General features: G+C 72.3%; 23 protein-coding genes. 7 read left to right on the top strand and 16 right to left on the bottom strand.

Going from position 1 to position 25,715, the window contains the following annotated elements; all coding sequences use genetic code 11:
* The 13 genes from AB0H64_RS43480 to AB0H64_RS43420 form a co-directional block, all read right to left on the bottom strand.
* On the bottom strand, positions 1-284 hold a 284-nt coding region (locus tag AB0H64_RS43480; RefSeq protein WP_357637404.1), incomplete at its 3' end, for a hypothetical protein.
* Positions 285-556: 272 nt separating this feature from the next.
* Positions 557-1,429 carry a CU044_5270 family protein gene (locus AB0H64_RS43475; protein ID WP_357637401.1) on the bottom strand — a complete coding sequence of 291 codons (873 nt, stop codon included), beginning with the start codon at positions 1,427-1,429 and terminating at the stop codon, positions 557-559.
* On the bottom strand, positions 1,422-1,997 hold the full coding sequence (locus tag AB0H64_RS43470) for an RNA polymerase sigma factor (protein WP_357637399.1): 576 nt from the start codon (positions 1,995-1,997) through the stop codon (positions 1,422-1,424). Before AB0H64_RS43470 ends, AB0H64_RS43475 begins: the two co-directional genes overlap by 8 nt.
* Before the next feature lie 72 nt (positions 1,998-2,069).
* The gene (locus AB0H64_RS43465; RefSeq protein ID WP_357637396.1) at positions 2,070-2,726 is read right to left on the bottom strand and encodes a maleylpyruvate isomerase N-terminal domain-containing protein; all 657 of its coding nucleotides are present in this window, start codon (positions 2,724-2,726) and stop codon (positions 2,070-2,072) included.
* 44 nt (positions 2,727-2,770) lie between these two features.
* Positions 2,771-4,189 (bottom strand): oxygenase MpaB family protein, encoded by a 1,419-nt coding sequence (locus tag AB0H64_RS43460; RefSeq protein WP_357637394.1) that lies wholly within the window; start codon positions 4,187-4,189, stop codon positions 2,771-2,773.
* Positions 4,186-4,920, bottom strand: a complete 735-nt coding sequence (gene uppS / locus AB0H64_RS43455; RefSeq protein ID WP_357637391.1) for a polyprenyl diphosphate synthase — start codon at positions 4,918-4,920, stop codon at positions 4,186-4,188. Before uppS ends, AB0H64_RS43460 begins: the two co-directional genes overlap by 4 nt.
* A 39-nt stretch (positions 4,921-4,959) precedes the next feature.
* Complete coding sequence (locus AB0H64_RS43450) at positions 4,960-5,856, bottom strand: AraC family transcriptional regulator (protein ID WP_357637389.1); 897 nt, start codon at positions 5,854-5,856, stop codon at positions 4,960-4,962.
* The gene (locus AB0H64_RS43445; RefSeq protein WP_357637386.1) at positions 5,846-6,697 is read right to left on the bottom strand and encodes a phytanoyl-CoA dioxygenase family protein; all 852 of its coding nucleotides are present in this window, start codon (positions 6,695-6,697) and stop codon (positions 5,846-5,848) included. The genes AB0H64_RS43450 and AB0H64_RS43445 overlap by 11 nt, the downstream gene beginning before the upstream one ends.
* A 123-nt stretch (positions 6,698-6,820) precedes the next feature.
* Positions 6,821-8,425, bottom strand: coding sequence for an FAD-dependent oxidoreductase (locus AB0H64_RS43440; RefSeq protein WP_357637383.1), 1,605 nt, complete (start codon positions 8,423-8,425; stop codon positions 6,821-6,823).
* Positions 8,422-10,260 carry a trehalase family glycosidase gene (locus tag AB0H64_RS43435; protein WP_357637381.1) on the bottom strand — a complete coding sequence of 613 codons (1,839 nt, stop codon included), beginning with the start codon at positions 10,258-10,260 and terminating at the stop codon, positions 8,422-8,424. The genes AB0H64_RS43440 and AB0H64_RS43435 overlap by 4 nt, the downstream gene beginning before the upstream one ends.
* Positions 10,257-12,173, bottom strand: coding sequence for a beta-L-arabinofuranosidase domain-containing protein (locus AB0H64_RS43430; protein WP_357637378.1), 1,917 nt, complete (start codon positions 12,171-12,173; stop codon positions 10,257-10,259). Before AB0H64_RS43430 ends, AB0H64_RS43435 begins: the two co-directional genes overlap by 4 nt.
* Complete coding sequence (locus AB0H64_RS43425) at positions 12,170-14,275, bottom strand: exo-alpha-sialidase (protein ID WP_357637377.1); 2,106 nt, start codon at positions 14,273-14,275, stop codon at positions 12,170-12,172. The genes AB0H64_RS43430 and AB0H64_RS43425 overlap by 4 nt, the downstream gene beginning before the upstream one ends.
* A gap of 63 nt (positions 14,276-14,338) precedes the next feature.
* Positions 14,339-15,292 carry a dihydrodipicolinate synthase family protein gene (locus AB0H64_RS43420; RefSeq protein WP_357637375.1) on the bottom strand — a complete coding sequence of 318 codons (954 nt, stop codon included), beginning with the start codon at positions 15,290-15,292 and terminating at the stop codon, positions 14,339-14,341.
* Between the two features lie 184 nt (positions 15,293-15,476).
* Between AB0H64_RS43420 and AB0H64_RS43415 the strand changes: the two genes are divergently transcribed.
* From AB0H64_RS43415 to AB0H64_RS43390, 6 genes are all read left to right on the top strand, one after another.
* Entirely contained in the window at positions 15,477-16,526 is a 1,050-nt protein-coding gene (locus AB0H64_RS43415; protein WP_357637372.1) for a LacI family DNA-binding transcriptional regulator, read from the top strand.
* A gap of 79 nt (positions 16,527-16,605) precedes the next feature.
* Entirely contained in the window at positions 16,606-17,535 is a 930-nt protein-coding gene (locus AB0H64_RS43410; RefSeq protein WP_357637369.1) for an ABC transporter permease, read from the top strand.
* Entirely contained in the window at positions 17,532-18,389 is an 858-nt protein-coding gene (locus tag AB0H64_RS43405) for an ABC transporter permease (RefSeq protein ID WP_357637367.1), read from the top strand. Before AB0H64_RS43410 ends, AB0H64_RS43405 begins: the two co-directional genes overlap by 4 nt.
* A 53-nt stretch (positions 18,390-18,442) precedes the next feature.
* Positions 18,443-19,969: an ABC transporter substrate-binding protein gene (locus AB0H64_RS43400; RefSeq protein ID WP_357637365.1), complete on the top strand. Its 1,527-nt coding sequence runs from the start codon at positions 18,443-18,445 to the stop codon at positions 19,967-19,969.
* A gap of 5 nt (positions 19,970-19,974) precedes the next feature.
* A complete protein-coding gene (locus tag AB0H64_RS43395; protein ID WP_357637362.1) occupies positions 19,975-21,012 on the top strand; it encodes an ABC transporter ATP-binding protein in 1,038 nt (345 codons plus the stop codon).
* Positions 21,009-21,842: an ATP-binding cassette domain-containing protein gene (locus tag AB0H64_RS43390; protein ID WP_357637360.1), complete on the top strand. Its 834-nt coding sequence runs from the start codon at positions 21,009-21,011 to the stop codon at positions 21,840-21,842. The genes AB0H64_RS43395 and AB0H64_RS43390 overlap by 4 nt, the downstream gene beginning before the upstream one ends.
* A gap of 11 nt (positions 21,843-21,853) precedes the next feature.
* Here the strand turns inward: AB0H64_RS43390 and AB0H64_RS43385 are convergent, their stop codons facing one another.
* Positions 21,854-23,074 carry an alpha/beta hydrolase gene (locus tag AB0H64_RS43385; RefSeq protein ID WP_357637358.1) on the bottom strand — a complete coding sequence of 407 codons (1,221 nt, stop codon included), beginning with the start codon at positions 23,072-23,074 and terminating at the stop codon, positions 21,854-21,856.
* Positions 23,075-23,541: 467 nt separating this feature from the next.
* On the opposite strand from AB0H64_RS43385, the gene AB0H64_RS43380 reads away from it, so the two are divergent.
* On the top strand, positions 23,542-24,756 hold the full coding sequence (locus AB0H64_RS43380; protein ID WP_357637355.1) for an amidohydrolase family protein: 1,215 nt from the start codon (positions 23,542-23,544) through the stop codon (positions 24,754-24,756).
* Between the two features lie 21 nt (positions 24,757-24,777).
* Here AB0H64_RS43380 and AB0H64_RS43375 read toward each other — a convergent pair whose 3' ends face one another.
* Entirely contained in the window at positions 24,778-25,263 is a 486-nt protein-coding gene (locus tag AB0H64_RS43375) for a MarR family transcriptional regulator (RefSeq protein WP_357637353.1), read from the bottom strand.
* Between the two features lie 36 nt (positions 25,264-25,299).
* Complete coding sequence (locus AB0H64_RS43370) at positions 25,300-25,575, bottom strand: hypothetical protein (protein ID WP_357637350.1); 276 nt, start codon at positions 25,573-25,575, stop codon at positions 25,300-25,302.
* Positions 25,576-25,715 lie beyond the last annotated feature (140 nt).

The following is a 25,715-nucleotide window of genomic DNA, read 5'->3' as shown; positions in this document are numbered from 1 at the left end:
GCCGAGGAGTCCCAGCGGACGCAGTAGTTGATGGAGCCCTTGTTGGCCATCACCTGGTCCCAGCCGTAGTTACGGAAGCCGTACAGGTTGGAGTAAGTGCTCTCGACGTGCTGCCAGACCTCGTTGAGCGGCGTGACCAGGTTGGCCGGCGGGCTCCAGGTCGCCGAGGCGGCGGCGGTGGCGGCCGGGCTGACGTGCCCCGACGCCGCCTGGGCGGGTAACGAGGGGGCGAGGAGCAGGCTGAGGAGCAGGAACGGGGCGATCAACGCCCACCGTCGTCTCACGTGCGGAACCTCCGGGTGCGGTGTGGTAGCGCTAACATTTTTGGTGCCAGCGGTATGTCACATTGCTCCGATCTGGGGCACAGTTTTGGCCGGGCCACCCAGGCTTGTCAAGACTCGGGTCGTCGGTCGTCAAGGAGCGCCGTCAACGAGCTGGAGGAACCGCCGGCGGCGTGAAAGTTGCAGAGCGGCCGGAGGCGCAGGCAGCGGTCCCGGGCGATCCGCCACGCCCGGGACCGGAACGTCACCCTTTCCTTCAGCTCATTCGACTCGGCTCATTCGGCGGGAAGGTGGTCGGTCCATTCGGCGTCGATCGTCACCCCGCCGTCCAGGACGAAGGCGGCTCCTCCCGTGAGGGGGAACCAGAGGGGCGTGTTGCGGACCCGCGCGGTCTCCGGGTCCACGACCACGGTTTCCGCGCCCGTGTGCGCCACGGGAAGCCGCAGGCGTCGTCCGCCGTCGGTCTCGCCGAGGTCCACCACACCCGGCCGCGAGGCGAGGGCGCGGTAGGCGGCGGCGCGGACCTGGGGCGAGACGGGCGCCTCGCTGACCAGCGAGACCAGCGCATCGACGGCGAAGCCGTCCTGCTCGGCGGTGGTCGCCGATCCCGCGCTGGTGCGCAGGTCGCTCTCGGTGACGGCCGACCGCAGCCGGTCGTACAGAGCGTTCTCGTCGTCGGGCAGCCGCCGCAGCTCCTCGAACGTCATGCGCAGCGGCCCCACCGCGAACGGCTGAGGCTCTCCGGGGAACTTGAAGAGCTTGCCCTCGCCCTTCAGCCCCTTGCCCTTGAGCCAGAAACTTCCGTCCCGCCGGTACCAGTACTCCTGCACCGGATACTTCTCGTGGGTGACGGTGATGTGCCAGTACGTCCCGGAGCCCTCGGGGGTGCGTTCGGCCGAGACGGCGGCGACGAGCAGAACCTCCCGCCCGTTCCTGAACGACGGCGCGGGTTCACCGGAACGGCCGGGCACGATCACGAACGCCGCGGCGGCGGCCGCGGCGGCCACCGGGACCAGGAGCCACCTCGCCCGTCGGAGGGGGGCGCGGCGGCGCATGCCGGCCTGGACCTGCCGGCGCCGCCGGGCGACCACCTCGGGAGCAGGGTCCGGCTTGGCGAGCAGTGTCCGGATCTCGCGAAGGTCATCCATGGTTGTCCTCCTTGGCCATCGCCTGGTGGATCTTCTTGCGGGCACGGTTGAGCCGGGAACCGACGGTTCCGTAGGAGATGCCGAGGGCGTCGGCCACCTCCTGGTGGGTGAGCTCCGGCAGGTAGATCAGCGTCAACACGTCACGCTCGCCCCGGTTGAGCGCGGCCAGGGCCCTGGCCAGGCGAGGCCCCATGCGTTGTGCCGTGACGGAGTCGACCACGCGGCCCTCGTGACTGTCGGCGGGCGGCTCGGCGCTCGTCCGGGCCAGCGCCCGGTAGTGGCGTGCCTCCTTGCGACGGTGGCGGGCGATCAGGTTCGTGGCGATGCCGAACAGCCACGGCCGTAGCCCTCCGCGGGCGGGGTCGAAGCGCCCGCGGTCGCGGAAGGCCAGGCAGAACGTCTCCGCCGCGATGTCCTCCCCCGCCTGGACGTCCAGGCGGCCGGCCGCGTACAGGTACACCTCGCGGAAGTAACGGTCGTAGACGGCCGTGAACTCCTCCGCGTCCGACCGGAAGCGGGCGACGAGCTCTTCGTCGTCGCCCACGTGTTCTCGTGACTGGGTCGTCACACTCTCACCCTCCTGCGAACGGTTGTCACCCTCCCTTCGCCGCATCCCGCAGGAGCTTTCCCGATATGTGGCTCAGCCCAGGATCAGCGGGAGCCGCGTGGCGAGATCGCCCAGCGCGGCTTGCTCCGCCCCGGTCGGCGGGCGCCGTCCGCTGCCGACCAGCAGCGCGTCCTTGTCGGAGAACGAGGCGGGAAACGGGGCTCCGGCGATCTTCTCCAGCGACGCGCGGGCGGCCGCGAGGGTCTCGGCGGGCGGCTCGGGGGCCGACGGCAGGTGCGCGATCAGGTCGAGGTGGTGCAAGGTCCATTCGAGTACGTACGCGGACAGGTAGTCGCCGACGGTCAGCACCTCGTCGCGGGTGCTGACGCGGCCGGCGGGATCGGCGAGTCCGGCGGCGCGGCCCGCGGCGGAACCGACGTCGTCGAGGTGGAACTTGAGCAACCACGGCTCACCGTAGGCGGCGGCCAGCCGGGGGATCAGCGCGTCGAGCGGGTCCTCGCCGGTCGGCGGCGTCTGGGCGACGTGCCAGTAGGTCACCGCGTCGCGGGTCGGCTCCGTCGCGGCGGGCGTGACCAGGGTGATCAGGACGTCCTGGGCGTCGAGGACCAGGTGACACACCAGGTCCCGTACGAGCCAGCCGGTACAGCCGGACGGCCGCTCGAAGTCCTCGTCGGGGAGCTCGGCGACCGCCGTGCGCAATGCTGTCCAAGAGCGTGAGAAGAGATCCACTGGAGCACGGTAGTGCCGGGGCGGACGGCGGACAAGCGTCGCGGTCAGGACAGGAGCGAGTCGTAGGCGGTCGAGTGCTGCTGCCCGGACATGAAGGACAGGAACCGCCTGACGAAAGCACTGCGGGAGTAACTGTCGGCGCCCCGGTCGGTCAGCTCACGGCGGAAGGCCGAGCGGAACAACGTCTGGTACTCGTGGGCGTCGATCGTCTCGTCGTCGTTGACGTCGGTGACGTCGAACAGCACGTCGGCGACCTTGACCAGGCCGGCGCTGGGCAGGAGGGCGGCGGAAGCGGCGTACTCCTGACGCGTGACGCGGCCGTCGCCGTCGGCGTCGAGGTTGGTCTGCAACTCCCGCCACCAGGCGGCGTAGGCGTCGTACAGCCGCTCCTCGTCCTTGCCGTCCAGGTCGAGCCGGGTGGCGATCTCTCTGGCCATGGCGGCCAGGTCGGGCCAGCTCAGGTGGCCGTCGCCGGTCTGGTCGAGGACCTCGGCGAAGAACCGGTCAGCCGAACGGGTGACATGGCCGGCCTCGTCGGGAGCCGGGGTGATGAGGCGGATCATGGCCGCGGCCTGGCCGGCCTTGCGGCGTACGGTCTCCCACGGTCCGGCGGCGCCGGCGGGGCTCGGGTCCAGCAGGCTCATGAGCGAGCCGACGCGCGTCCAGCTCTTCGGAAGCAGGCGGGTGGCGCAGCCGATGGTGAGGTAGGCCCCGTGCATGAGGGTCCGCGCCCCCGGCAGGTCGGGCAGGGCGAGGCGCCGGCACAGGGACTCCGGCAGTGACGCGATGGTGATCGCGGCGGCCACCGGGCCCGCCACGGCCCGGCCCGCGGCCCACACCGCGGGGTGATCGCGCAGCAGGGGCGGCGCGGGCACGTCGGCGAACAGCCGGTAGAGGATGACGCGCACCGCCTCGGTGCTCTCCAGACGGTGGTCGATCATGTCGTCGAAGTAGGGCCAGAACTCCCGCAACGTCGCGGGCAGGTGGGCGCTGTCGCCCTCGATCACGGCCAGGACCATGCGGAACTCGCCGTAGAGCCGTTCCAACGCGGGCCCGTCGAGCGACTCCCCGCCCAGCCGGTACATCGTCACCGCCGACTCGAACAGGGTCGCCACCACCCAGGCGCGGGCTTCGGCGTCCGTCGCGTCGTAGCGGCGGCCCTGCGGGTCGGTGCCCGAGATGCGGGCGTGCAGACGGTTGAGGCGCGCCGCCTCCCGGGTGCGGACGCGCTGGTCCGGGTCGAGGATCCGCTGCGTGCTCACCAGCGTGTTGCGCAGCCGCCGCCACGGATGCGTCACGAACGTCGAGTTGCCGATCAGCGCCGCGCCGATCTGCGGGTGCGCGGCCTCCAGCACCGTGGCGCGGGTCACCGCGAGGCCCCACCGTGCCTCGTTGACGAGGCCGCGCAGCATCGAGTCCGGCCCGAAGACGTCGGCGGTCTCCTCTGCGGCTGTCCGGCTCATCGAAGTCCCTCTCCTGTGGTGGCCGATCGGCGGACGTCGCCGAACCGGCGCTGGCGCCGCCGGTAGGCGTCAAGGCATTCCCAGAGGTGGGTCGCGCGGAAGTCTGGCCAGAGCACCTGCGGGAAGACCCATTCGGCGTAGGCCACCTGCCAGAGCATGAAGTTGGAGATGCGCTGCTCTCCGGAGGTACGGATGACCAGGTCCACGTCCGGCGTGTCGGAGCAGGGCAGGTGCCGGGCGAAGGTGTCCTCGGTGACCTGGTCGGCGGGCACGTCGGCGCGGATCAGCGAGCGGGCGGCCTCCACGATGTCGCGGCGTCCGCCGTGGTCGAAGGCGACCGTCAGCGTCATCTTCGTGTTGTCGCCGGTGAGCGTCGTCAGATCGGCGATGTCGCGGGCCAGGGGTGGCGGGATCCGCGGATCGGACATGCCCAGGAACCTGCACCGGACGCCTCGCGCGTGCAACGCCGGCGCGTGCTTGCGGATGGCCCGGCGCACCAGCCGCATCAGGAGCGCGACCTCGCCCGCCGGCCTCCGCCAGTTCTCCGTGGAGAAGGCGTACAGGCTCAGCCACCTGATGCCGGCCGACCGCGCCGCCTCGATGACGTCGATCACGGCGGCCTCGGCCGCCTCGTGGCCCGCGGTGCGCGGCAGCGATCGCTGCGCGGCCCACCGCCCGTTGCCGTCCATCACACAAGCCACGTGACGTGGCAGTCCGCCGATGATTTCCATAGCTCAACGTGACTATACCATTACCGAATGTGGAGCGGATCAGAGACGGGAAGTGATCAGATCCGGCTCCCCGCCCCGGGAGAGGAGGGACAGCAGCGTCACCAGGCCGCTGGACTCCACCGGTGACGGCGGCGCGGTCTCCGGCGGGGTGAGGCGAAACGTGGTCGGCGCCATTCCGTAGATCGCGCGGAACCGGCGCGAGAAGTGGTAGCCGTCCGCGAAACCGCACTGTACGGCGATCGCGTGCATGGACAGGTTGCTCTGCCACAGCAGCGGCTCGGCCCGGGTCAGGCGCAACAGCTCGATCGCGGCGATCGGGCCGACGCCGAACCGCCGGCGGAACATGCGGGTCAGCGTGCTCGCCGAGACCCGGGCGGCCGTGGCGAGCCGTCGCATCGGGATCGGCCGCGCCACCCCGTCGGACCACTGCTCAGCCACCGCGCGCATCATCGCGACCATCGGCTCCGGCAGGGGCTCTCGTGTGCCGCCGGGTGGAGTGGGAGCGGCCAGGAAGACCAGCACGAGCAGGCGGAGCGTCTGGCGGGCCTGGACCTGCCAGCCGGGCGGGCACTCTGCCCCCAGCCGGAGCAGATACCGGCACAGGCTGCTCATCGGGTCGTGCCGGCCGGTCAGGTCCCGCACCAGCGGCCAGGCGACCTCCCCGTAGCCGGTGAGCGAGAAGTGGACGTACGCATGCCGGGTGGGGGTACGGGGGTCCCAGCGGAACGAGTCGCGCATCCCCGGCCGGATGAGAAGCAGCTCTCCCGGGACGATCGGGAGCAGGACGTCGTCCCATCGCCAGGTGGCGCTGCCCCGCAGCAGCCAGACGAACTGGTACGACCTGGCGACGCGCGGGCCGAAGGCCGAGCCCGGCGGGTAGTCCGCGACCGTGGGACCGAGGCGGGGCACCAGGTCGACGGAGATCTCACCGGTCACAGCCGCCGTCCCGGTTCGGGCGGATCCGCGGCCGGCGTACCTCCCGAAGGCCCTTGTACGCGTACGGGTCGGTGCCGGCGACGAGGACGATGTCGCGGTGGTCGGCCTGTGCCATGGGGGTTCCCGCCGGGGGAGCGTCCCAGGGCAGCAGGGACTCCGCGCTCATGTAGTGATTGACCAGGGCCCGCCGATAGCCGCTCCGGGCGGTGTTGGGCAGCGACCTGTGCAGCAGGTAGCCGTTGAACACGACCGCGGAGCCGGCCGTGACCTCCACGGGCACCGCGTCGGAGTCGTCGAACGGGAAGCCGTAGGACTCCACCGTGCAGTCGTAGCGCGGGTCGTCGTGCTCGCGGTTCGGGTACACCACGCCGGATCGGTGTGAGCCCGGCAGCACCCAGAGGCAGCCGTTCTCGATCGTGGCGTCGTCGAGCGCGAGCCAGACGGCCGTGAGCGAACGGTCGCGGGTCGGGATGAACATCTCGTCCTGATGCCAGGCCTGTCCCGGCTCCCCTTCCGATTTGACGAACACCATGGACTGCATGGCTTTCACGTTCGGGCCGATGACCGTGGTGAGCGGCGAGACGATCGCCGGATGGCGCATGGCGGCGAGCATCACTTCGGAGAGCTTGTGAGGGTAGTGGACGCAGAGGAAGCGGCGAAGAACGTCGTCATCGGTGTCGGCGGGATCGGCGGGGAGCGCCCCCTGGACGTCGCCGAGTTCGCCGCGACAGATGCGGACCGTCTCCTCGACCAGCTTGTCGACCTCGAGGGGGCTGAAAGCGTCCGGGATGACGAGGTAGCCGTCGTGCTCGTATCTGCTCTTCAGTTCGGTGTTCGTCACGGCTCCATCCTCACGGTCGGGGTGGCGTCACGACCATGGTGTGTGCACGCGTCCGGATGGCTGATCGGGTCAACCCGATGACGTCGCCGCGGGCTCAGGAGCCCGCGGCGGACCACGCGCGGATCAGTACCCCCGCACCTGGGGCCAGGCCAGTTCGAAACCGTCGGCGGTCAGCTCGGCCTGGAAGCGGGCCAGCGCGGCGGGGTCCTCGTGGACCTGCTCGGGTTCGAGCCGGTGCTCCAGGCAGTGCGCGGCCAGGGCGCCGGCGGCCTCGCCCACGTTCCACTCCACCGGGTGCAGACGGTAGCAGCCGTTGGTGATGTGCGTGGTGCCGAGATTCTTGCCGGCGGCCAGCACGTTGCGCACGCGGAGCGGCAGCAGCGCACCGAGAGGGATCTGGAACGGGCAGCTCGCCACGTCGATGTAGTTGTCGCCCCCGGTGGAGGGATGCAGGTCGATGCGGTACATCCCGACGCCCACGGTGTCGTGGTAGGCGACCGCCCCGTGCTCGCCGCGCACCGCCAGCGACAGGTCGTGCTCCACGACTGTGCGGCGGGCGCGGATGCGCCGCGACTCACGGATGTACGGACTCTTGGCCAGGCCGTCGGCGGTCCCCATGACGTCGGGACGCAGCCGCAGCCCCGGCCACCCGGTGCCGCCGTCGGGCCGCGGCGCCTCGGTCTGCAGCCAGTACAGCATGCTGAGGGCTTGGTCCCTGGCGCCCCGCAGGTGCCGGTCGCGTTCCTCGTCGGGCACGCCGATCAGCGGGCCGGGCAGGTAGTCGATCTGCGGCCAGTTGACGACGACGACGTCGCTCGCGGCGAAGCCGGGCTCGAACACCTCGCGGCAGACGATGCGCCGGAACACCCACAGGTCCTTGTCTCCCGGGCCCCTGCTCTGGTCGGCGACGACCGGTCCCGAGGAGGCATGCGGGACGAACGTGCGCGGCTCCGGCTCCAGCGTGCGCGGGTCGGGCGCGATGAGGCTGAGCAGCCGGTCCGGCCAGAACGGCGGCCGGTAGTCACGCCAGAAGGCGTAGCGGTCGGGCCGGGCGATGGTGTGGTCCTCACCGTCGCGGTGCTCGATCGCGAACACCCAGGAGAACGCCTGCATGTTGCCCGGCTGGGCCTGGGCCGGGGCGCTGGGCTCGCCGGTCTCCCCGGCCGACTCGAAGCCGGTGACGTGCTCGATCCCGGCCAGCGGCAGCAGGTCCCCCAGCTCGGTGGCGTCCAGCACGTACGGCGCGCGGGCGTGGAACTTCTCCCCGTCCGGCCCCTCGAACGTCACGCCGGTGACCCGGTCGCCGTCCACGTCCGCGGCCACCGGCCGGTGCAGGTACCGGATGGTCAGCCGCCCGGCGGCCAGGTAGGGGCCCACCATGGACGCCAGCACCGCGGCGGCCACCCGAGGCTCGCAGCAGAGCCTGCTGACCGTGCCCCGGCCCGGGTTGAGGTCGGGCGCCGCCATGGACTCCCTGGTCAGCGGGTACCAGGCGCGGTAGTGATCGCGGATGGCCTCGCGCAGCCTGCGGTAGGAGCGGGTGGCGCCGAACTGCTCGATCCACGGATGCTCGTCCGGCGGCACGCCCTGGCTGGTGAGCTGCCCGCCCAGCCAGTCGGTCTCCTCGGTGAGCAGGACGGTGCGGCCCCGCCGCAGCGCGGCCAGCGCCGCGGCGACCCCGCCCATTCCGCCTCCGGCCACCAGGACGTCGGCCTCGGCGCTGGTCACGCCACACCACCTTTCGCGAAGAAGTCGACCTCGCCGCGCTCCATGAGGACGATGAGGCTCAGCAGCGCCCCCCAGGTCTGGAACGGCTCGCTGTTCGGCTTGTCGCACGCGCCGCCGTGGACGCTGGAGTAGTTCTCGTGCACGTGGCGGTGCTCGGCCCACTCCTTCAGCACGAGCCGGGAGCTGCCGTCGGCGAGCCACGCGGCCGCCTGCGGCTCCTCGGCGCGCAGCAGTCCGAGGTAGACGAGGAAGTTCACCGGCGGCCACGCCCGTCCCGCCCAGTAGCTGCCCTCGCCGACGTCCACCGGCTCGCCGCGGGGTGAGGTCGGCAGCAGCCACTCGCCGCCGAAGCCGTCGTCGGTCATCAGGTGCCCGGACACCATCCGCCGGGTCCGCTCCCCCACGCCGAGGCCGGCCAGGAGAGGGTAGAAGCTCATCGTGGACAGCCGCTCGGTCGGCAGCCCGGTGTCGGTGCGCCTGCTGCGGTAGATGCCGCTCGGCTCGTCCCACAGCGACTCCATCGCGGCGACGACGGCCGCGTGCCGCTCGCGCAGCTCCGCCGCCGCCTGCCGCTCGCCGAGGACGTCCGCGATGTCGGCGAGCGCCTCGCAGTCGGCCGCGTAGAGGCTGTTCAGCCCGACGTCGTGGGCGGCGAGCAGGCTCTTGGCCTTGTCGAAGGGCACGTCGTCGAAGACGGGGTGCCCGTCCCAGCCGGTCTCACAGGTCGCGCCGAAGTGCTGGTGGATGCGCGGGATGTCCTGCGGTGAGGGGAACGCGGGGTCGAAGTACGTCGAGCCCGCGCACAGCAGGTCGCCGTCCCGGCGTACCCGCCACCACCAGCGGTTCCAGGACAGCAGCGGCTCGAAGGTCTCCTCCAGGAGCCACCCGTCGCCGAAGCGCCGGTAGAGCTCGCGGGTGACCAGCGAGCCGACCGGCGGCTGCGACCCGTCGTAGGTCCTGCGGCCCGTGCCCTGCTCGACGTTCGGGACGAAGCCTTCGGGGGTCAGCGCGCGCAGCATCTCGACGGTGTTGACGTAGGCGAGCTCCTTGCTCGACACGGCGGCCAGCAGCGCGTTGAAGAACGCGTCCCAGCAGAACAGCGCGTAGCCGCCCCGCTTGCCGACGTTCCAGAGCCGGCTGACGGTCGTGATCACGCGGGACCGGGCCGGCTCGTAGATCGTGTTCCACGAGATGGCGTCCCTGACGATCTCGCGGTGCTGCGCCAGGGGGTCGGTGCCGGCCGTGCCCATCGCGGTGGAGGCGCGGTCGACGATCCGCGCGATCTCCCGCAGGTCGCGGGCGCGGCCGGTGCTGATGCCGACGGCGCCGGTCAGCTCCATCGCCAGGTACGGCCCGTCGATGTCGGTGTAGGGGTCGTCGACGTGCGGGGCCGTGCCGAAGATGTCGACGGCCCCGCCCGGCCCGGTGGCGGTGATCCGGCCGCCTTCGCGGGTCACGGTGCCCGGCCGGTTCCACAGGTAGCCGACGCCGACGGTCAGCAGCGCGCTCCTGGGCTGGTTGGCGGTGGGCGTCACCAGGACGACCAGGTCGTCGCCCGCGTGCGCGGTCTGCACGCGGATCGTGATGCCCGCCCACGTCACGGTCGTCTCGGTGTAGCCGCCGTCGTAGGCGTGCCGGCCGAGCGTGACGGTCTCGGCACCCTCGGTGCGGCGGCCGATCTGCGCCGTGCGCAGCGAGGTGCCCCGGTAGTACTCCTTCAGGCCGAGGGACAGGCCCAGGGCGTCGGGGAGGTGGACGTGGGTGAGCACGCTCCGCGTGTCCCAGGTGTTCCAGCCTCGGGCCAGTGAGGCTTGGATGTCGGCGTAATTCGTCATGTGTCCTTCACGTGGGCGACGGTCACCTGGGGAATCCACACCCGCATGGCGTGCGGGCCGCGGTTGGCCCAGGCGTAGTAAGGGATCAGCGTGATGTCCGCGGGCCGCGCCGGCGGGGCCGGCTCTCCCCGGGGCCGGTAGGGGATGTCCGCCGGTCCCTGGGCGAGCGCGCCTTCGGCTCGGAGCACGGTCACGCCGTCGAGCAGGTCCGGCCGGTGCTCGGGCCGCGGCGGTGTCGTGGCGTCGATGCGGACGTCCTCCAGGACGGCGCCGGGCGGCTGGTCGGGCCGCTCGATCGCGTAGACCAGCGGCCCGCGGGTGACGGCGACGCACCCTCGCGTGGCGTCGATCCGGTCGTCGGCCACCAGGAACCGGGCGGGCATGGGCATCCGCAGCACCACCCGGTCGCCGGCCTGGAACGCCCGGCGGATCCGGGCGTAGCCGCCGGGGGTCACCGGCTTGTCGTCCACGGTGGATCCGTCGGCCCAGTCCGGTACGCGCAGCGCCAGCTCCACCTCCCGCCGCGGCGCCTCCCGTACGGTCACCGTGACCAGGCCGTCCCACGGGTACTCGGTGTCGACGTCCACGGCGAGTCCGCCCGAGGTCAGCGTGCTCGGGGCGTACTGGTGCACCTGGAGCCCGTCCTCCGTGCCGGTCGCCAGGTAGGCGGGGAGGGCGGCCAGGGTGCGCATCACGTTGGGCGGGCAGCAGGCGCAGTTGAACCAGGGCCGGCGGCCGTTCGCCGGTGACCGCTGCACCTCGCCCCGCGCGCCCGTCCGCCGGTGGAGCGTGTTGACGTAGAAGTAGTCCGCCTCGGTCAGCGACACCGCGGGCAGCAGGGCGTTGTACAGCAGCAGCTCGATCTGGTCGGCGTACACGGACTCGCCGGTGGCCAGGAGGAGCCGCCACGCCCACTGCATCGCCCCGATCCCGGCGCAGGTCTCCGCGTACGCCCGGTCGGGCGGCAGCTCGTACGCCTCACCGAACGCCTCGCCGTCCCAGCGTGAGCCGAGCACGCCGGTGACGTGCTGCTTCTGGCGGCGCATGGCGTCGTACTGCCGGCGTACCGCGGCCAGCAGCTCGGCGTCGCCGGTCTCGATGGCGACGTCGGTGGCGCCCGCGGCGAAGTAGACGGCGCGCACGGCGTGCCCCTCCACCGTCTCCGCCTCGCGTACGGGCACCCGGTCGGAGTAGTGGGCGGGGTCGCCGTAGTGCGAGGGGTCGAAGCCCGGCCTGGTGGCCCGGCCGCGCCCGCGGGCCTCGACGAAGTGACGGGCCAGGTCCAGGTACCGTCGCTCGCCCGTCTCCCGGTACAGCTCGACGAGCGCGGTCTCCACCACGGGGTGCCCGTCCAGCTCGCCGCGCCGTTCGGGGCCGAAGGTGTCGGCGAGATGGTCGGCGAACCGGGTGGCGACCCGCAGCAGCTCCGTACGGCCGGTCGCCCTGGCCGCGGCCACGGCCGCCTGGAACAGGTGGCCGGCACAGTAGTGCTCGTGGCTCATCCACAGGCTCGCGTACCGCTCCTCGCCGCGGACCTGGACGGCCGAGTTGAGGTATCCGTCCGCGCACTGCGCCTTCGCGATCGTACGGCTGAGCGTGAGCAGCCGGTCCAGCAGCGCTTCGTCCGGGTCGCGGGCGTACTCCCAGGCCACCGCCTCCAGCCACTTGTAGACGTCGGAGTCCCGGAACCCGGCGCCCTGGATCGTGCCGGTGCTCTCCCCCGCGGCGATCCGGAGGTTGCCGATGTTGCCAGCCTCGGCCAGCCGTTCATGCCCGTGCGGAATCGCGGCCCGGTTGGCCTCCAGCCGCCGCGCCCAGAACCCGCCGGTCACGCGGCCCGCGGGGAGCGGCAGCGGACGCAGCGCCACCGCCGCGGACGAGCTGGGAACGGCGGGCCCGCCGGCGACCGTCATGATCGCGCCTGCCGGCGGAACCGGACGGCGTCGGCGATGACGACCCCGTCTGCCGCGTCGCTGAGCTCGACGTATCCGCCGATGCCGGCGCGGAAGGAGAAGGTGCCAAGAGACGTCCATTCGCCGGTGCGGACGTCCGGCACACCGCGCGTCCGCTGGTTGACGGCCACCGTGGTCGTGCCTTCGGCGTGGTGGACGACGAACGGGGCGTTGGTCGCCCGGTTGGGGTCGGCCGAGTGGGAGACGAGCACCTCGTACCGGTCGTCGCCCGGGAGCGCCGGTCGCCACCGCGCGACGTCGGCGCCGGTGCCGCGGGCGTGCGTCAGGTAGTTGAACCCGTAGTAGCCGCTGACGCTCCTGCCGCTCGGCCAGCTGCCGGTGACCTCGAAGCCGAGGCCGCCGTTGTCGACGGTGACCTCCTCGCGGACGTCCGGCGTGGCGGGCGCCTGGACGAGGGTCAGCCGGTCGACGGAGATGGCCGTGCCGCCGCCGCGGCCGGGGCCGGCCAGCGTGAAGCGGATGGTGTGCCGGCCGGGCCGCAGCCGCGTGCGGTCCAGCAGGACGACGTCGTAGCCGTTCCCGCGGAACGCCGTCAGATCGAGCGTGGAGGTGCGCGGCGCCTTCCCATCCACGGTCACCGTCACCAGGCCCCCGTCCGCGGACCGGTAGTAGCGCAGCCACAGCTCCTGCTCGCGGCCCGGGACGACGACGAACGGGTACTCGATGTAGTCGCCGACCGCCGCGGGGGCGAAGGCCGCGCGGGCGCCGCCGTGCGCGGTGGCTTCGCGGATCACCGACACCGTCCCGCCCGACCGGCGGGCGCGCGTCAGGTCGTGCGTCATCTGCGTCAGCTTGGGGCCGGTGGCCAGGCTGTCACGGCCCTGCGTCAGCCACTCCAGGTTGAACCGGGCGGCGGACACGCGCTGCGGGCTGCCGTCGAGGGCGCCGTCGCAGCCGTAGAGAAGCACGATGGTGCCGTCGGACAGGCGCGCCAGGTCCGAGTAGAAGCTCCGCCCTGGGTGGACGGATCTGGCGTACCTGAAGGACTCGCCCTCGTCGTAGCTCACCGCGACGGTCATGTTCCATCGCATCGGCGCGTCGGGCCGGCTGAACAGCATCCGGTTGACGTCGGCGCTGCGCGGTCCGCCGGTGTAGCGGATGAGGCCGGTGTCGACACCGTTGAACAGGCCCGTGCCGAACTCCATGGCGGGGGGTGACCACGTCACGCCGCCGTCCGAGCTGACAGCGATGTCCCGGGGCCAGTCGTTGCCCGACCCGGGCCGGCTGCTCATGACCACCGTGCCGTCCTCGCGCTGCACCAGCCTGGCCTCGCCCACGACGGGAAGGCCCTCCCCCATGGGCACCGCGCCACCGGCCTGCCAGGTGCGGCCGTGGTCGTCGCTGTAGACGGTCGAGGCGCCGTAGTGGCGCTCGGCGGTGGGGACACCGGTGATGATCGTGCGGTGGGAGACGCTGATCAGCAGCCGGCCCGAGTCGAGCTGGATGCCGTGACCGGGCCCCGGGCCGTGCATCGCCCAGTTGTACGGGAAGTGGTCGAAGAGGCCGGCCAGGCTGCGCCGCTCGCTCCAGGTGACGCCGCCGTCCTTGCTGGAGACGACGTACACGGTGCTGGAGTCGGCGGAGCAGCTCGTGTTCCCCTCCATCTGCACGCAGAGCCCGTGGAACAGAAACACCTCACTCGTCTCCCGGTCCACCACGAACGTGGGGTTGGACCAGGACTGGCCGTCGACGGAGGGCTCCACCGCCTGGGACGGGCTCCAGGTCTGCCCCTTGTCGGTGCTGCGGCGGACGAGCAGGTCGTGCGGCCCGGCGTCGCACACCTCGTGCCGGCCCTCGGTACAGGCCAGGATCGTGTCGTCGGGCAGTACGGCGAGGCCGTACACGTGGTAGCTGGCCAGTGGGCCCACGGCGGAGTCCCACAGGGTGGTCTCCGCGAAGAACGGCTCGGCCGCGGCGGAGGCGGTGGAGGCTTCGGCGGGGGAGGCTTCGGGGGAGGCTTTGGCGGGGGACGGTAAGGCGGCCGCGGCGGCGCCCGCCGCGAGGCCGAGGGCGAACGTCCGCCGGTTGATGGGCATGGTCATGCGACTCTCCTCGGATGACTTCCTGAGGACAGGAGGGGTGGGGGGTTCACTCGGGTTGCTGGGTCACTCGGGTCGACGAGCTGGTGGCACGAGGTCGTGGAGCCGCGCCAGAGCGGCACGCAGCGCGGTGAGCTCGGTCTCGGTGAGGGGCAGGAACGGCGCCGCCGCGTGGGCCGGGCAGAGCCCCAGCAGGTGCAGCGCGGTCTTGATGACGACCACCCCGCTGGCTCCCGGCCGGATGCCGAACAGCCCGGCCAGCCGGTCGATGTCGTGTTGCCGTGCCGCCGCGGTGGTGCGATCACCATCGAGGCCGGCCTTGAGCAGCTCGCCGCAGAGCGCCGGCGCGAGCATGCCCACGCCCGGCACCAGCCCGGCGGCGCCCAGGCGCAGCCCCTCGGCGAGTTGCCGCTCCACGCCCTGGGCGACCTGGAAGGCGGGCCGTTCCCGGGCCAGGGCGCAGAACTCGGCGAACAGGGCGGCGTCTCCCGAGCTGTCCTTCAGGCCGACGATGGCCGGCTCGTCGAGCAGGCGGCTCACCAGAGACGCGGAGATGGGGTTACCGGTGTACCCGGGGCTGTTGTAGATCACGACGGGCCGGCCGTGGCGAGCGGCGTCGCGGAAGTGCGCGTGCAGCTCGCGTTCGGTGTGCCGGAAGTAGGACGGCGCGAGCACGACCACGGCGTCCAGGTCGAGACCGGCGAGGCCCTCCATGCGCACCAGGGTGTCTCGGGTGCCCGTGCCGGCGGCGGTCACCATGATCCGTGCGGACGTCCCGGCCAGCTCGCGCCACGCGGCGGACACCTCCGCTGCGTACGTCCGGACCTCGTCCGGGGTCAGCAGCGGCCCCTCGCCGTTGGTGCCGGCCAGCATCAGCGTGCTGACGCCCCCGGCCGCGAGATGGGCCAGCAGCGGCTGGACGGCCGGCGGGTCGGGCCGCCCACGCCGGTCGAGCGCGGTGACCAGCGGGATGATCACCCCTGCGACCGGGTGGTCGAACTGGTCGATGACGGTGGTCATGGCCCCTCCCTCGGCAAGTGCTCCGGACGGTACCGGCGATCCGCGCGGGACGCCAGGTCCTAATAGGTATTAGGTTTTCCGGCGTTTCGCCGAGCCGCGATGTTCCCCAGGTCCATTGACATCTCACAGCGGCGGGAGCGAGACTTTGCGCTCACCGTGTTAGGCGCATTAGCAGGAGGCTCAGATGAGTCGCGGACCGGTGCGAAGGCCGACCCAGGCCGACATCGCGCGCCTCGCGGGGGTCAGCCAGGCCACTGTCTCGCTCGTGCTCAACGAGCGGGACTCGGACATCGGGATCAGCTCCACGACTCGGGAGCGGGTGCTGGCGGCGATGCGCGAGTGGGGCTACGTGGCCAACGCCTCGGCCAGGGCTCTCGCCGGAGGCCAGAACAAGATCATCGGGGTGTACACCTTCGAGCCGGTCTTCCCGACGACCAGCGTCGACTTCTACTTCCCGTTCCTGCTCGGCATGGAGCAGGCGGCCGCGGAGCTCGGATACGACCTCCTGATGTTCACCAGCGTGGGCGGCGAGCGGCAGGTCTTCCGCGACGGCTCGACCCGGCTGTCGCTCGCCGACGGCGCGCTGCTGCTCGGACGCGACCCGAACATCGAGGAGATCGAGCGGCTGCGCGACACCGGTTACCCGTTCGTCTACGTCGGGCACCGGGAGGTGGCCGGAGCGCCGGTCTCCTACGTCGCGGCCGACTACGCCGGGGCGACCCGGCAGCTCACGGAGCGGCTGTTCGAGCTCGGGCACAGGCGCGTCGCCTACGCCCGGATCGGCGACGGCGGCGCGCAGCCCAGCCAGGACCGGGAGAAGGGGTTCCGGCGAGCCATGCCCGCCGGCGAGGCCAGGCGGCTCAGCGGTCCGGTGTGGACGCTGGAGTCCACCGAGGACGTGGCGGGCCTGCTGGCGGAGATCCGCCACGGCGGCGTCACCGCCGTGGTCGCCGAGCAGGTCCTCCTGGCGGAGGAGCTCCTGGCGTGCGCGCAGCGGGACGGGGTGTCGGTCCCGGACGATCTGAGCATCGTCGTGCTGGGCGACTCCACCGGCGCGCGCCGCACCGACACGCCCTGGACCGGGCTGGTGGTCCCCCGCGAGCAGATGGGCCGGCAGGCCACCCACCTGCTGGTGCGGCTGCTGGAGGCACCCGAGCCGGTCGCCCGCAGAGACAACGTCGCATGCCCCCTCGTGCCGGGCGCGACCGTGGCACCACCAAGGAGAGAGCAGTGAGCATCCGGGACGTCCCGTACCACTCCCCCGCGGCGCACTTACCGCCGGCCGCCTCCCTTCTCACCCCGGGGCGGCGCGCGTGAGCCGGGTCATCGTCAAGCGGCTGCTCGTGGGCGTGCTGGTGATGTGGGGAGCCGCCTCGCTCATCTTCCTCGTCGTCCGGGTCGCCCCGGGCGATCCGGCGACGATCCTGCTGGGACCGGACGCGAGCCGGGAGCAGGTGGCCGAGCTCAGCGCGAAGCTGGGCCTCGACCGGCCGATGTTCTCCCAGTACCTCGGTTACCTCGGCGACGTGGCCCGGCTGCACTTCGGCGACTCCTACCGGTTCGGCCGGCCGGCGATGGCGGAGGTGTTCGAGCGTCTGCCGGCGACCGCCGACCTGATGCTCGCCTCCACCCTCATCGCCGTGGCGCTCGGCCTCGCGCTCGGACTGCTGGCCGGCGGGCGTCCCGGCGGCGCCGTCGACCGCCTGGTCACCGCCGGCACGATCGCGCTGCAGTCGTTCCCCACCTTCTGGGTGGGCATCATGCTGATCCTCGTCTTCGCGCTGGCGTTCCGCCTGCTGCCCAGCGCCGGGGCGGGCAGCCCCGCGCACCTGGTCCTGCCGGCGTTCACGCTGGCGCTGCCGTTCACCGCCATCGTGGCCCGCCTGACCAGGACCAGCGTCGCGGAGACGATGCGCGAGGCGTACATCCAGACGGCTCGCTCCAAGGGGCTGACCGAGCAGCAGGTGCTGCTCGGCCACGCGCTGCGCAACTCGCTCATCCCCGTGGTGACCATCGTCGGGTTGCACATGGGCGGCCTGATGGGGGGCGCGGTCGTGGTCGAGAACGTCTTCGCCTGGCCCGGGCTCGGCACGCTCGTGGTGGACGCGGTCTCCAACCGCGACTACGCGGTCGTGCAGGCCGCCACCTTCCTCATCGCGGGCATCGTGATGCTGTTCAACCTCGTCGCCGACCTTCTGTACTCCCAGCTCGACCCGCGCATCAAGCTGGACGGTGCGGCATGACGGCCATGACCGCCGGTCGCCGGCTCGTCGTGGGCGGGCGCTGGCCCAGCCGGATCCCGTACGCCGTGCTCGCCGTCTACGTCGTGGTCGGCGGGGCGGGGCCACTGCTCCTGGACTACAACCCGGTGCGCGTCTCGCTCGACGACCGGCTGCTCAGCCCGGGATCGCACGTCTCGGACGGGATCGCCTGGCTCGGCACCGACGCTCTCGGCCGGGACGTCCTCGCCCAGGTCGTCTACGGCGCCCGCACGTCGGTGATCATCGGCGTCTCGACGGTCGCCGTCTCCTGCCTGATCGGCGTGACCGTCGGCATCGTCGCCGGCTACCTTCGCGGCTGGCTGGACACGGTGCTCGCCCGCGGCATCGACATCCTGCTCGCCTTCCCGGCGATCCTGCTGACCATCGTGATCGCGGGTGCCTTCGAGCGCAGCGTGCTCGTGGTGGTGACCGCGCTCTCCGCGACGGCCTGGATCTCGTTCGCGCGGGTCACCCGCGGCGTCGCCCTGTCGATGCGGGAGCGGCCCTGGATCGACGCGGCCCGCGTCCTCGGCGTACGGTCGGCGTCCATCCTGATGCGGCACATCCTGCCGCTCACGGTCGGCCCGGTGGTCGCCCTGGCGACGCTGGAGTTCGCCCTCGTCGTGCTGGCCGAGGCAGGGCTCAGCTTCCTCGGCATCGGCCTGCCCAACTCGGCGGTGTCCTGGGGCCAGACCATCGCCAACGGCAAGCAGTACCTCGAAACCGCCTGGTGGATCTCGACCCTGCCCGGCGTCGCGTTGTCGCTGTTGATCATCAACATCGGGATCCTCGGCGACCAGCTCACCGCCCGATACGGACGTGGGCACATCAGATGAGGCATCGCCTCCCTTCCCCTCACCAGCACCCCCCAGAAGGCGGGAAGACGTCAATGACCAGACCTTTTGCCTCAGCGTCACTGGCCCTCATCGTGGCCGCGGCCGTCGCGCTCAGCGGTTGCAGCGCGGCCACCGGCGGCGGAGGCGGCGGCACCGGCGGAGGCGGCAGCGAGATCACCGTCGCCGGCACCTACGCGATCGAGAGCCTCGACCCGGGCAGCCCCACGGGCGGCAGCGCCACCGGCACCCAGCTGGCAGCTCAGGCGATCTTCAGCCGGCTGGTGCGGCCACGCCCGGACGGCACCCTCGAGGGCGACCTCGCCACAGCGTGGAAGCCGGACAGCTCCGCCTCCCAGTGGACGTTCACGCTACGTCAAGGCGTGAAGTTCAGTGACGGCAAGCCCGTCACCGCCGACGACGTCGTGGCCTCGTTCAAGCGGCTCATCGATCTCAAGAGCACGAACGCGGCCAACTTCACCGGCTACACGATGACCGCCACCTCGCCGACCGAGGTGGTGCTGAAGGCGGCGAAGCCGGACGCGGCGGTCCCGTACAAGCTCGCCATCTTCTACGTGCTGCCCGGCAGGCTGACCGGCGAGGACCCGGCGTTCTTCCGGAACCCGGTCGGGTCCGGGCCTTTCAAGGTGGAGAAGTTCGACGCGTCCGGGACGCTCGTGCTGGTGCCGAACCCCCACCACTACAGGGGGACCCCCAAGGTCGGGCGGGTGACCATCCGCAAGATGCCCGAGCTGGCCGCCCGGCTGACCGCGCTGCGGACCGGTGAGGCGGACCTCGTCTGGGGCATCCCCGACGACCAGCTCGCCGGCCTGCAGGGCGACTCCAACCTCAAGGTCCAGACGGTGCCGAGCACCGCCGTGTTCACCATGTGGTTCAACTCCTCCGCCCCGGCGCTGAAGGAGGCCAAGGTGCGGCGGGCGCTGTGGCAGGCGGTCGACTTCGCGACCATCATCAAACGGCTGTATCCGCAGACGGGCACCCTTGCCGACGCCCCGGTCTCCCCCGTCACCCTCGGGTACGTCCCCCAGGAGCCCGTCGGCTACGACCCGGCCGCGGCGAAGGCCGCGCTGACCGCCGCCGGCTTCGACTTCTCCGCCAAGCTGCGGCTGCAGTTCGCCAACGCCGAGTTCCGGCCGTTCAACCAGGCGATCGTCTCCGACCTGCAGAAGATCGGCGTCCAGGTGGACCTGCTGGAGAAGGAGCCGGCGGTGTTCACCAAGGACCTGCTCGCCCTGAACTGGGACGTCAACTTCCAGCAGTTGTCCAACCCCACCTTCGACTCCGCGAACACGCTCGGCCGGTTGTACCCCTGCGCGGCCAAGCGCAACGGCTACTGCAACCCCGAGCTCGACAAGCTGCTCGCCGCCGCCGGGGCGAGCCCGGACCCCGACGAGCGGGTCAAGCTGTACGGGGAGGCAAGCGAGATCATCTGGCGGGACGCGGTCGGCATGTTCCCGATGGCGGTCAAGTACGCCTACGCCTGGAACCACCGCGTCACCGGCGTCACCCCGGACCCGAACGGGCTGCCCGACTTCGCCGGCATGCAGGTCAGCAGCTCGTGATGCGCATGCGGACACCAGGCGAGCGGGTGACCGCGCCGGCTCCGGCCGGCACGGCGTCACCCGCCGCGCCGGGCGGCCCGCTGCTGGAGGTGGACGGGCTGGTCGTCGACCTGCCCGCCGCCGACGGCATGGTCCGCGTCGTCGACCGGGTGACGTTCGACATCCCTTCGGGTACGACGGTCGGGCTCATCGGCGAGTCGGGCAGCGGCAAGACGATGACCGCGAACACCGTGATCGGCCTGCTTCCGGATGGGGCCGCGACCGGCGGGGCGCTGCGGTGGCGGGGCGAGAACCTGCTCCAGGCGAGCCCCGCCCGGCGGCGCCGGCTCCGCGGCCACGAGATCGCGATGATCTTCCAGGACCCCCTGGCGGCGCTGAACCCGACCCAGACGATCGCCCGCCAGGTGGGCGAGATCCTCCGCCGCGCCGGCCTCCCCCGTGCCGAGGTGCGGCGGCGGGTGGTCGAACTGCTGGAGCGGGCGGGGGTCCCCGAGCCGGCGAAGAGGATGGGCGGCTATCCCCACGAGTTCTCCGGCGGGATGCGGCAACGGGCCATGATCGCCCTCGCCCTGGCGGGCAGCCCGGCGCTGCTGCTCGCCGACGAGCCCACCACCGCGCTGGACGTGACGGTCCAGGCCCGCATCCTGCGGCTGCTGCGCTCCATCCAGCGGGACGAGGGCCTGGCGATGCTCCTCGTGAGCCACGACCTGCGGGTCGTGGCGGACGTCGCTCACCAGGTCGTCGTCATGTACGCCGGCCGGGTCGCCGAGCGCGGCCCCACCGCCGAGGTGCTGGCCGCTCCGGCGCACCCGTACACCCGCGCGCTGGTCGAGAGCGTGCCCGCGGTGCGGACCCGTACCGCGCTGGCGCACCCGCTGCCCGGTACACCGGCCACCCCGGCGAACCGGCCGCCCGGGTGCGCGTTCCATCCTCGGTGCCCGCTGGCACGTGACCGGTGCCGCACCGAGGAGCCGCGGACCAGACCCGTCGCGCCCGGCCGGTGGGCCGCGTGTCACTACGCCGAGGAGTTGCTGCAGCCATGAGTGAAGGCGTTGACGCGACCGGCGACCTGCTGGAGGTACGTGACCTGCGGGTCACCTTCGGCGGCCGCGGCGCGTGGTTCCGGTCGCGTGCCGCTCGCCGGTCCGGGGAGTTCGTCGCGGTCGACGGCGTGAGCCTCGCGGTGGCCCCCGACGAGATCGTGGGGCTGGTCGGGGAGTCGGGGTCAGGCAAGACCACGGTGGCCCGGGCGGTGGTCGGCCTGGCCCGGCCCGAGTCCGGCGCCGTCCTGCTCGACGGCGTGCCCGTGGGACCGGTCGGCCGGCGGACCACGGCGCAGCAACGGACCGCGCAGATGGTGTTCCAGGACCCGAGGTCGTCTCTCAGCCCGCGCATGACCGTGGCCGCGATCATCGACGAAGCGTGGCGTACGCATCCGAGCTCGGCCCCGTCCGGCGACCGCACCGCCGCGCTGCACCGCCTGCTCGACGACGTCGGACTGGACGCCGGCGTCGCCGGGCATCGGGCGGACGAGCTGTCCGGCGGGCAGTGCCAGCGGGTCAGCATCGCCCGCGCGCTGGCCGTCAGGCCACGGCTGCTCGTGTGCGACGAGGCGGTGTCCGCCCTGGACGTGTCGGTCCAGGCGCAGATCCTCCGGCTGCTGGTCGACCTGCGCGAGCGCCACCATCTGGCGATGCTGTTCATCTCGCACGACCTCGGCGTGGTGCACCAGATCGCGGACCGGATCGTCGTCATGCGCCGCGGCGTGGTGGTGGAGGAAGGGCCGGCGACGGAGGTGCTGGGCTCGCCGCGGCACGAGTACACCCGCAGCCTGCTCGACGCCGCTCTCGAGCTGTCCCCTCCGGAGCACTGAACGAGCCGGGTTCAGGCGGTCCCGGCCAGGACGTCGTCGAGCCAGTCGTAGACGCGGGCGAACGCCAGGCGCTGGGCCCCGGACTGGCAGTGGGCCTCGGCGCCCTGGCCTGCTGTGAACTCCAGCAGCGTCCTGGGGCAGGTCAGGTGCTCGTACAGCAGCTCGGGCTGGCCCTTGAAGAAGCCGTCGTCGGCGCCGGCGCAGACGAGGGTGGGGCAGGTGATCCGCTCGGCGATGCCGTCGCGCAGGTGGTAGTCGAGGTAGGCGGCGCCGAAGGCGCGCGGAGTGTCGGCGCCCATGGCGAACATGCCGTGCTCGATGGCCCAGCGCATCACCGGGCTGGCGGCCATGGCCTGGTCCATCATGGCGTCCAGCTCGGGGTCGTGCTCGGCGCGCAGGCGGCGTTCGGCCTCGGCGCGCGGCAGGGGGATGGCGGAGGTGGTGATGTCGCCCAGGTCGTAGACGCCGTCGAGGGCGATGACGGCGGCGACGCGCCGGTCGAAGGCGGCGGCGCGCGGGGCGAGCAGGCCGCCCATGCTCGCGCCCAGCAGGGCGACGCGAGCCGGGTCGACCTCGGGCAGCGTGAGGGCGTGGTCGAGGACGGGGCCGACGACGTGCTCCCAGTCGGGACGGAACATCAGGCCCTGGTGGTGGCGGGTGCCCGGCTGGCCGGGGCCGTCGAAGGTCAGCACGGTGTAGCCGCGCTCGACGGCCGCGGCGGCGCCGAAGAAGTGCATCTCCTCCACCGTGCCGTCGAACCCGTTGCCCATCACCACGGTCGGCCGCGGGCGGCCGGAGTCGTCCGCCCGGTACAGGTAGCCGGGCAGGAAGGTGCCCTCGTACGGGATGCGCACCGGCTCGACGACCGGGGTGAACAGCGCCGCCGCCTGCCGGAAGCAGGCCACCGAGGCGTCGTAGGCGTGGCGGATGCGCGGGTCACCGGTGTCGCCGTGCAGGAAGAACTCGGCGGCGCGGTAGTAGTTCGAGGCCCGCAGGAAGCCGTCACGGGCGCTGACGCGGTGCCCGCCGCCGAGGGCGGTCCGGGCGTCGGCCGCCACCCGGTCGGCGGTGGCCAGCCACTGGTCGTGCCAGCTGTCGTAGTCCCCGTCGACGATCCGCTCGCTGGTGACCACCACCTCGCCGAAGTCCGCGCCGCCGTAGGCGATGTGTCCGAAGACGCGCAGGGTCTCATACCAGAACTGGGGGTTGGCGGGGAAGAACAAAGGCTTCACAATCACTCCTAAAGCAGTTGAGAACTGCGTTAGGAGGACTGTAGGACGCCGCTCTCTACAAACGCAAGTTCAGGCTGCGTTAAGCCTGCGGACTCCAGCGCCCGTACGGAGGCCGGGTGGGACTGGTTCAGGACGAGTGCGAACGGCACCATCGGATGGCGGCCGAAGGCCCGGTACATGCCGAGTGCCGCCTGGCGCGCCTGCTCCGGCCACGGCAGCGCCGGGTCACGTTCGGCTCAACGCGTGCGGCCTCCATTCGACTACGTGCCCGGCTCGGCCGACTCGTGTGGCGGGCTCGCCGACGCTCTCGCCACGTGGTTCGACCCACGATCGACGGTCTATTCGACGGCAGATAGTTTGACCTAGTACTGTCTTGCATCGAATCATGGCGGCGTGACACTGCGGCCGGTGCCATCGCCGAGCCCTCACGCCGCGAAGTGCCAGAAGCAACGTGAACGGGAGCAACCATGCGTACCCTGATCCGCGGCGTCCGCCTCTTCGACGGCGAGCGCACCCTCCCCCACACGGACGTCCTGATCGTCGACGACCTGATCGCGGAGCCCGACGGGGGTCCCGCGGACGTGGTGATCGACGGCGCCGGCAGGACCCTGCTGCCGGGCCTGATCGACGCGCACACCCACGTCTCGGACGGGATGCTCGCGCAGGCACTGACCTTCGGGGTGACCACTGAGCTGGACATGTTCTGCCTTCCGGGCAACCTGGCCCGCCAGCGCCGCCTGGCCGCCGAGCGCGACGACGTGGCGGACCTGCGCAGCGCCGGAGTGCTGGCCACCGCGCCGAGCGGGCACCCCAGCCAGATCATGGCCGCCGAGAGCGAGGCGCCGGCGTGGCTGGGCGACGCGGTCGGGCCGTTCGACACCATCGGCGACGCCGGCCGGGCCAAGGAGTTCGTGGAGGCGCGGCTGGCCGAGGGCATCGACTACCTGAAGATCGTGATCGACGACGGCCGCACCGCCGGACTGGATCTGCCGGTCCTGGGCCCCGACGTCGTGGCCGCCCTGGTGGAGGCCGGTCACGCGGCCGGGTTGCGGACCATCGCGCACGTCGCCACGGCGCGCGACACCGTGATCGCGCTGGAGGCGGGCATCGACGGGCTGGCGCACGTCTTCCACCACAGCGAGCCGGGCGACCCGCCCGTGGAGGACCTGGCCGCCCGCATCGCGGCCCACGGAGTATTCGTGATCACCACACTCACCTACATCGAGACGATCGCGCAGGACCCGGCCGGGGTGGAGCTGGTGCGCGACGAGCGGATCGCCGCCCGGCTGTCCGAGCGGGACCGGGCCGCCATCGACCGGGACCACTCGGCGGTGCCCGTCCACCCGGACGGCGTCGCCCACGCCCGGCGCGCCACCGCCGCGCTGCACGAGGCCGGGGTGGTGTTGCTGGCCGGCACGGACGCGAACTTCTTCGCCCCGGTGCACGGAGCCGCCATGCACCGCGAGCTGCTCATGCTCACGCAGTCGGGCCTGAGCCCCGAAGCCGCCCTGGCCGCCGCCACGAGCGCCCCCGCCCGGGCGTTCGGGCTGGCCGACCGGGGCCGGGTCGCGCCCGGACTCCGGGCCGACCTGCTGCTGGTGGACGGCGACCCGACCAGCGACATCACCGCCACCCGCGCCGTCGCCGAGGTGTGGCGGCGCGGCGTGCGCCGGCCCCGCTGACTCCCCCGGGCCAGGGGAAGGTCAGGCCCAGGACTCCAGCAGGCCGCGCAGGATCCGGTCCAGCGCGGCGGCGTCCTGCGGCCCCAGGGCGGCGCCGAGATCGGCCAGGTTCGCCGCGTGCTCGGTGAGCGTCTCGTCGATCACCGTCCGGCCCTTGCCGGTCAGGAGGATCTGGAAGCTGCGCCGATCGGCCGGGTCCAGCCTCCGCTCGACCAGCCCGGCCTGCTCCAGGCGGTCCAGCCGGTTCGTCATGCCGGCCCGCGACATCATCAGCACCGCCGACAGCTCCGACGGGATCATCGTGTACGGCGGACCGGACCGGCGCAGCGCCGCCAGCACGTCGAACTCCCCGGGGCGCAGGCCGTGTCGGACGAAGACCTCCTCGACCGCCGCCTCGACCATGCGGGTCACCCGCCCCATGCGCGCGAAGACCCCCATCGGGGCAAGATCCAGATCCGGCCGCTCGCGCCGCCACTGGCCGAGAATCGCATCGACGGCGTCACCCATGCCCATCACTATATTCGCCCCGGGATAATCGCCTGTCTAACTAACGGTCGGCGCCCTCCTCCTGGCGCCCGGCGTGTCCTCACCGGTGGCGGCCCGGTGAGGACGTACGGGTTCAGCTTCTGGGCGCGACGCGGTAGGCGCGGATGACGGTCTGCTCCACGGTGTGAGCGTCACCCGGTCGCCGGTGACGAGGGTCACGGTGACCGGGGCCGGCCCGGCCCCGTCCTCGGCGAGTGCCGCGTGCGGTGCGGCGAGCGCCGTCACGACGGCCCCCGCGACCAGCGCGCCCGCGGTGCGTCTTCTGCTTGTCATGTCGTCCTTCGGCCTGAGTACAGGTCCGTCTGGGATGACGGATCACCTGTACTCCGCCGAAGTGGCCCGCACTCTTCACGAGCGCGGTGGGGGGCGGGGGGGGGGGGCGCCCGGGCCCCCCACCCGCCCCCCCCCCGCCC

The organism is Nonomuraea sp. NPDC050733, from assembly GCF_040654215.1.
Lineage (GTDB): Bacteria > Actinomycetota > Actinomycetes > Streptosporangiales > Streptosporangiaceae > Nonomuraea.
This window is presented reverse-complemented; position numbering and strand designations above follow the sequence as displayed.

Bases quoted from the DNA above. Each gene is read 5' to 3' on its own strand.
- AB0H64_RS43415 (WP_357637372.1), top strand. From the start codon at position 15,477: ATGAGTCGCGGACCGGTGCGAAGGCCGACCCAGGCCGACATCGCGCGC.
- AB0H64_RS43420 (WP_357637375.1), bottom strand. From the start codon at position 15,292: ATGACCACCGTCATCGACCAGTTCGACCACCCGGTCGCAGGGGTGATC.
- AB0H64_RS43435 (WP_357637381.1), bottom strand. From the start codon at position 10,260: ATGACGAATTACGCCGACATCCAAGCCTCACTGGCCCGAGGCTGGAAC.
- uppS (WP_357637391.1), bottom strand. From the start codon at position 4,920: ATGGAAATCATCGGCGGACTGCCACGTCACGTGGCTTGTGTGATGGAC.
- AB0H64_RS43460 (WP_357637394.1), bottom strand. From the start codon at position 4,189: ATGAGCCGGACAGCCGCAGAGGAGACCGCCGACGTCTTCGGGCCGGAC.
- AB0H64_RS43425 (WP_357637377.1), bottom strand. From the start codon at position 14,275: ATGACCATGCCCATCAACCGGCGGACGTTCGCCCTCGGCCTCGCGGCG.
- AB0H64_RS43380 (WP_357637355.1), top strand. From the start codon at position 23,542: ATGCGTACCCTGATCCGCGGCGTCCGCCTCTTCGACGGCGAGCGCACC.
- AB0H64_RS43400 (WP_357637365.1), top strand. From the start codon at position 18,443: ATGACCAGACCTTTTGCCTCAGCGTCACTGGCCCTCATCGTGGCCGCG.
- AB0H64_RS43370 (WP_357637350.1), bottom strand. From the start codon at position 25,575: ATGACAAGCAGAAGACGCACCGCGGGCGCGCTGGTCGCGGGGGCCGTC.
- AB0H64_RS43390 (WP_357637360.1), top strand. From the start codon at position 21,009: ATGAGTGAAGGCGTTGACGCGACCGGCGACCTGCTGGAGGTACGTGAC.
- AB0H64_RS43395 (WP_357637362.1), top strand. From the start codon at position 19,975: ATGCGGACACCAGGCGAGCGGGTGACCGCGCCGGCTCCGGCCGGCACG.
- AB0H64_RS43475 (WP_357637401.1), bottom strand. From the start codon at position 1,429: ATGGATGACCTTCGCGAGATCCGGACACTGCTCGCCAAGCCGGACCCT.
- AB0H64_RS43430 (WP_357637378.1), bottom strand. From the start codon at position 12,173: ATGACGGTCGCCGGCGGGCCCGCCGTTCCCAGCTCGTCCGCGGCGGTG.
- AB0H64_RS43375 (WP_357637353.1), bottom strand. From the start codon at position 25,263: ATGGGTGACGCCGTCGATGCGATTCTCGGCCAGTGGCGGCGCGAGCGG.
- AB0H64_RS43405 (WP_357637367.1), top strand. From the start codon at position 17,532: ATGACGGCCATGACCGCCGGTCGCCGGCTCGTCGTGGGCGGGCGCTGG.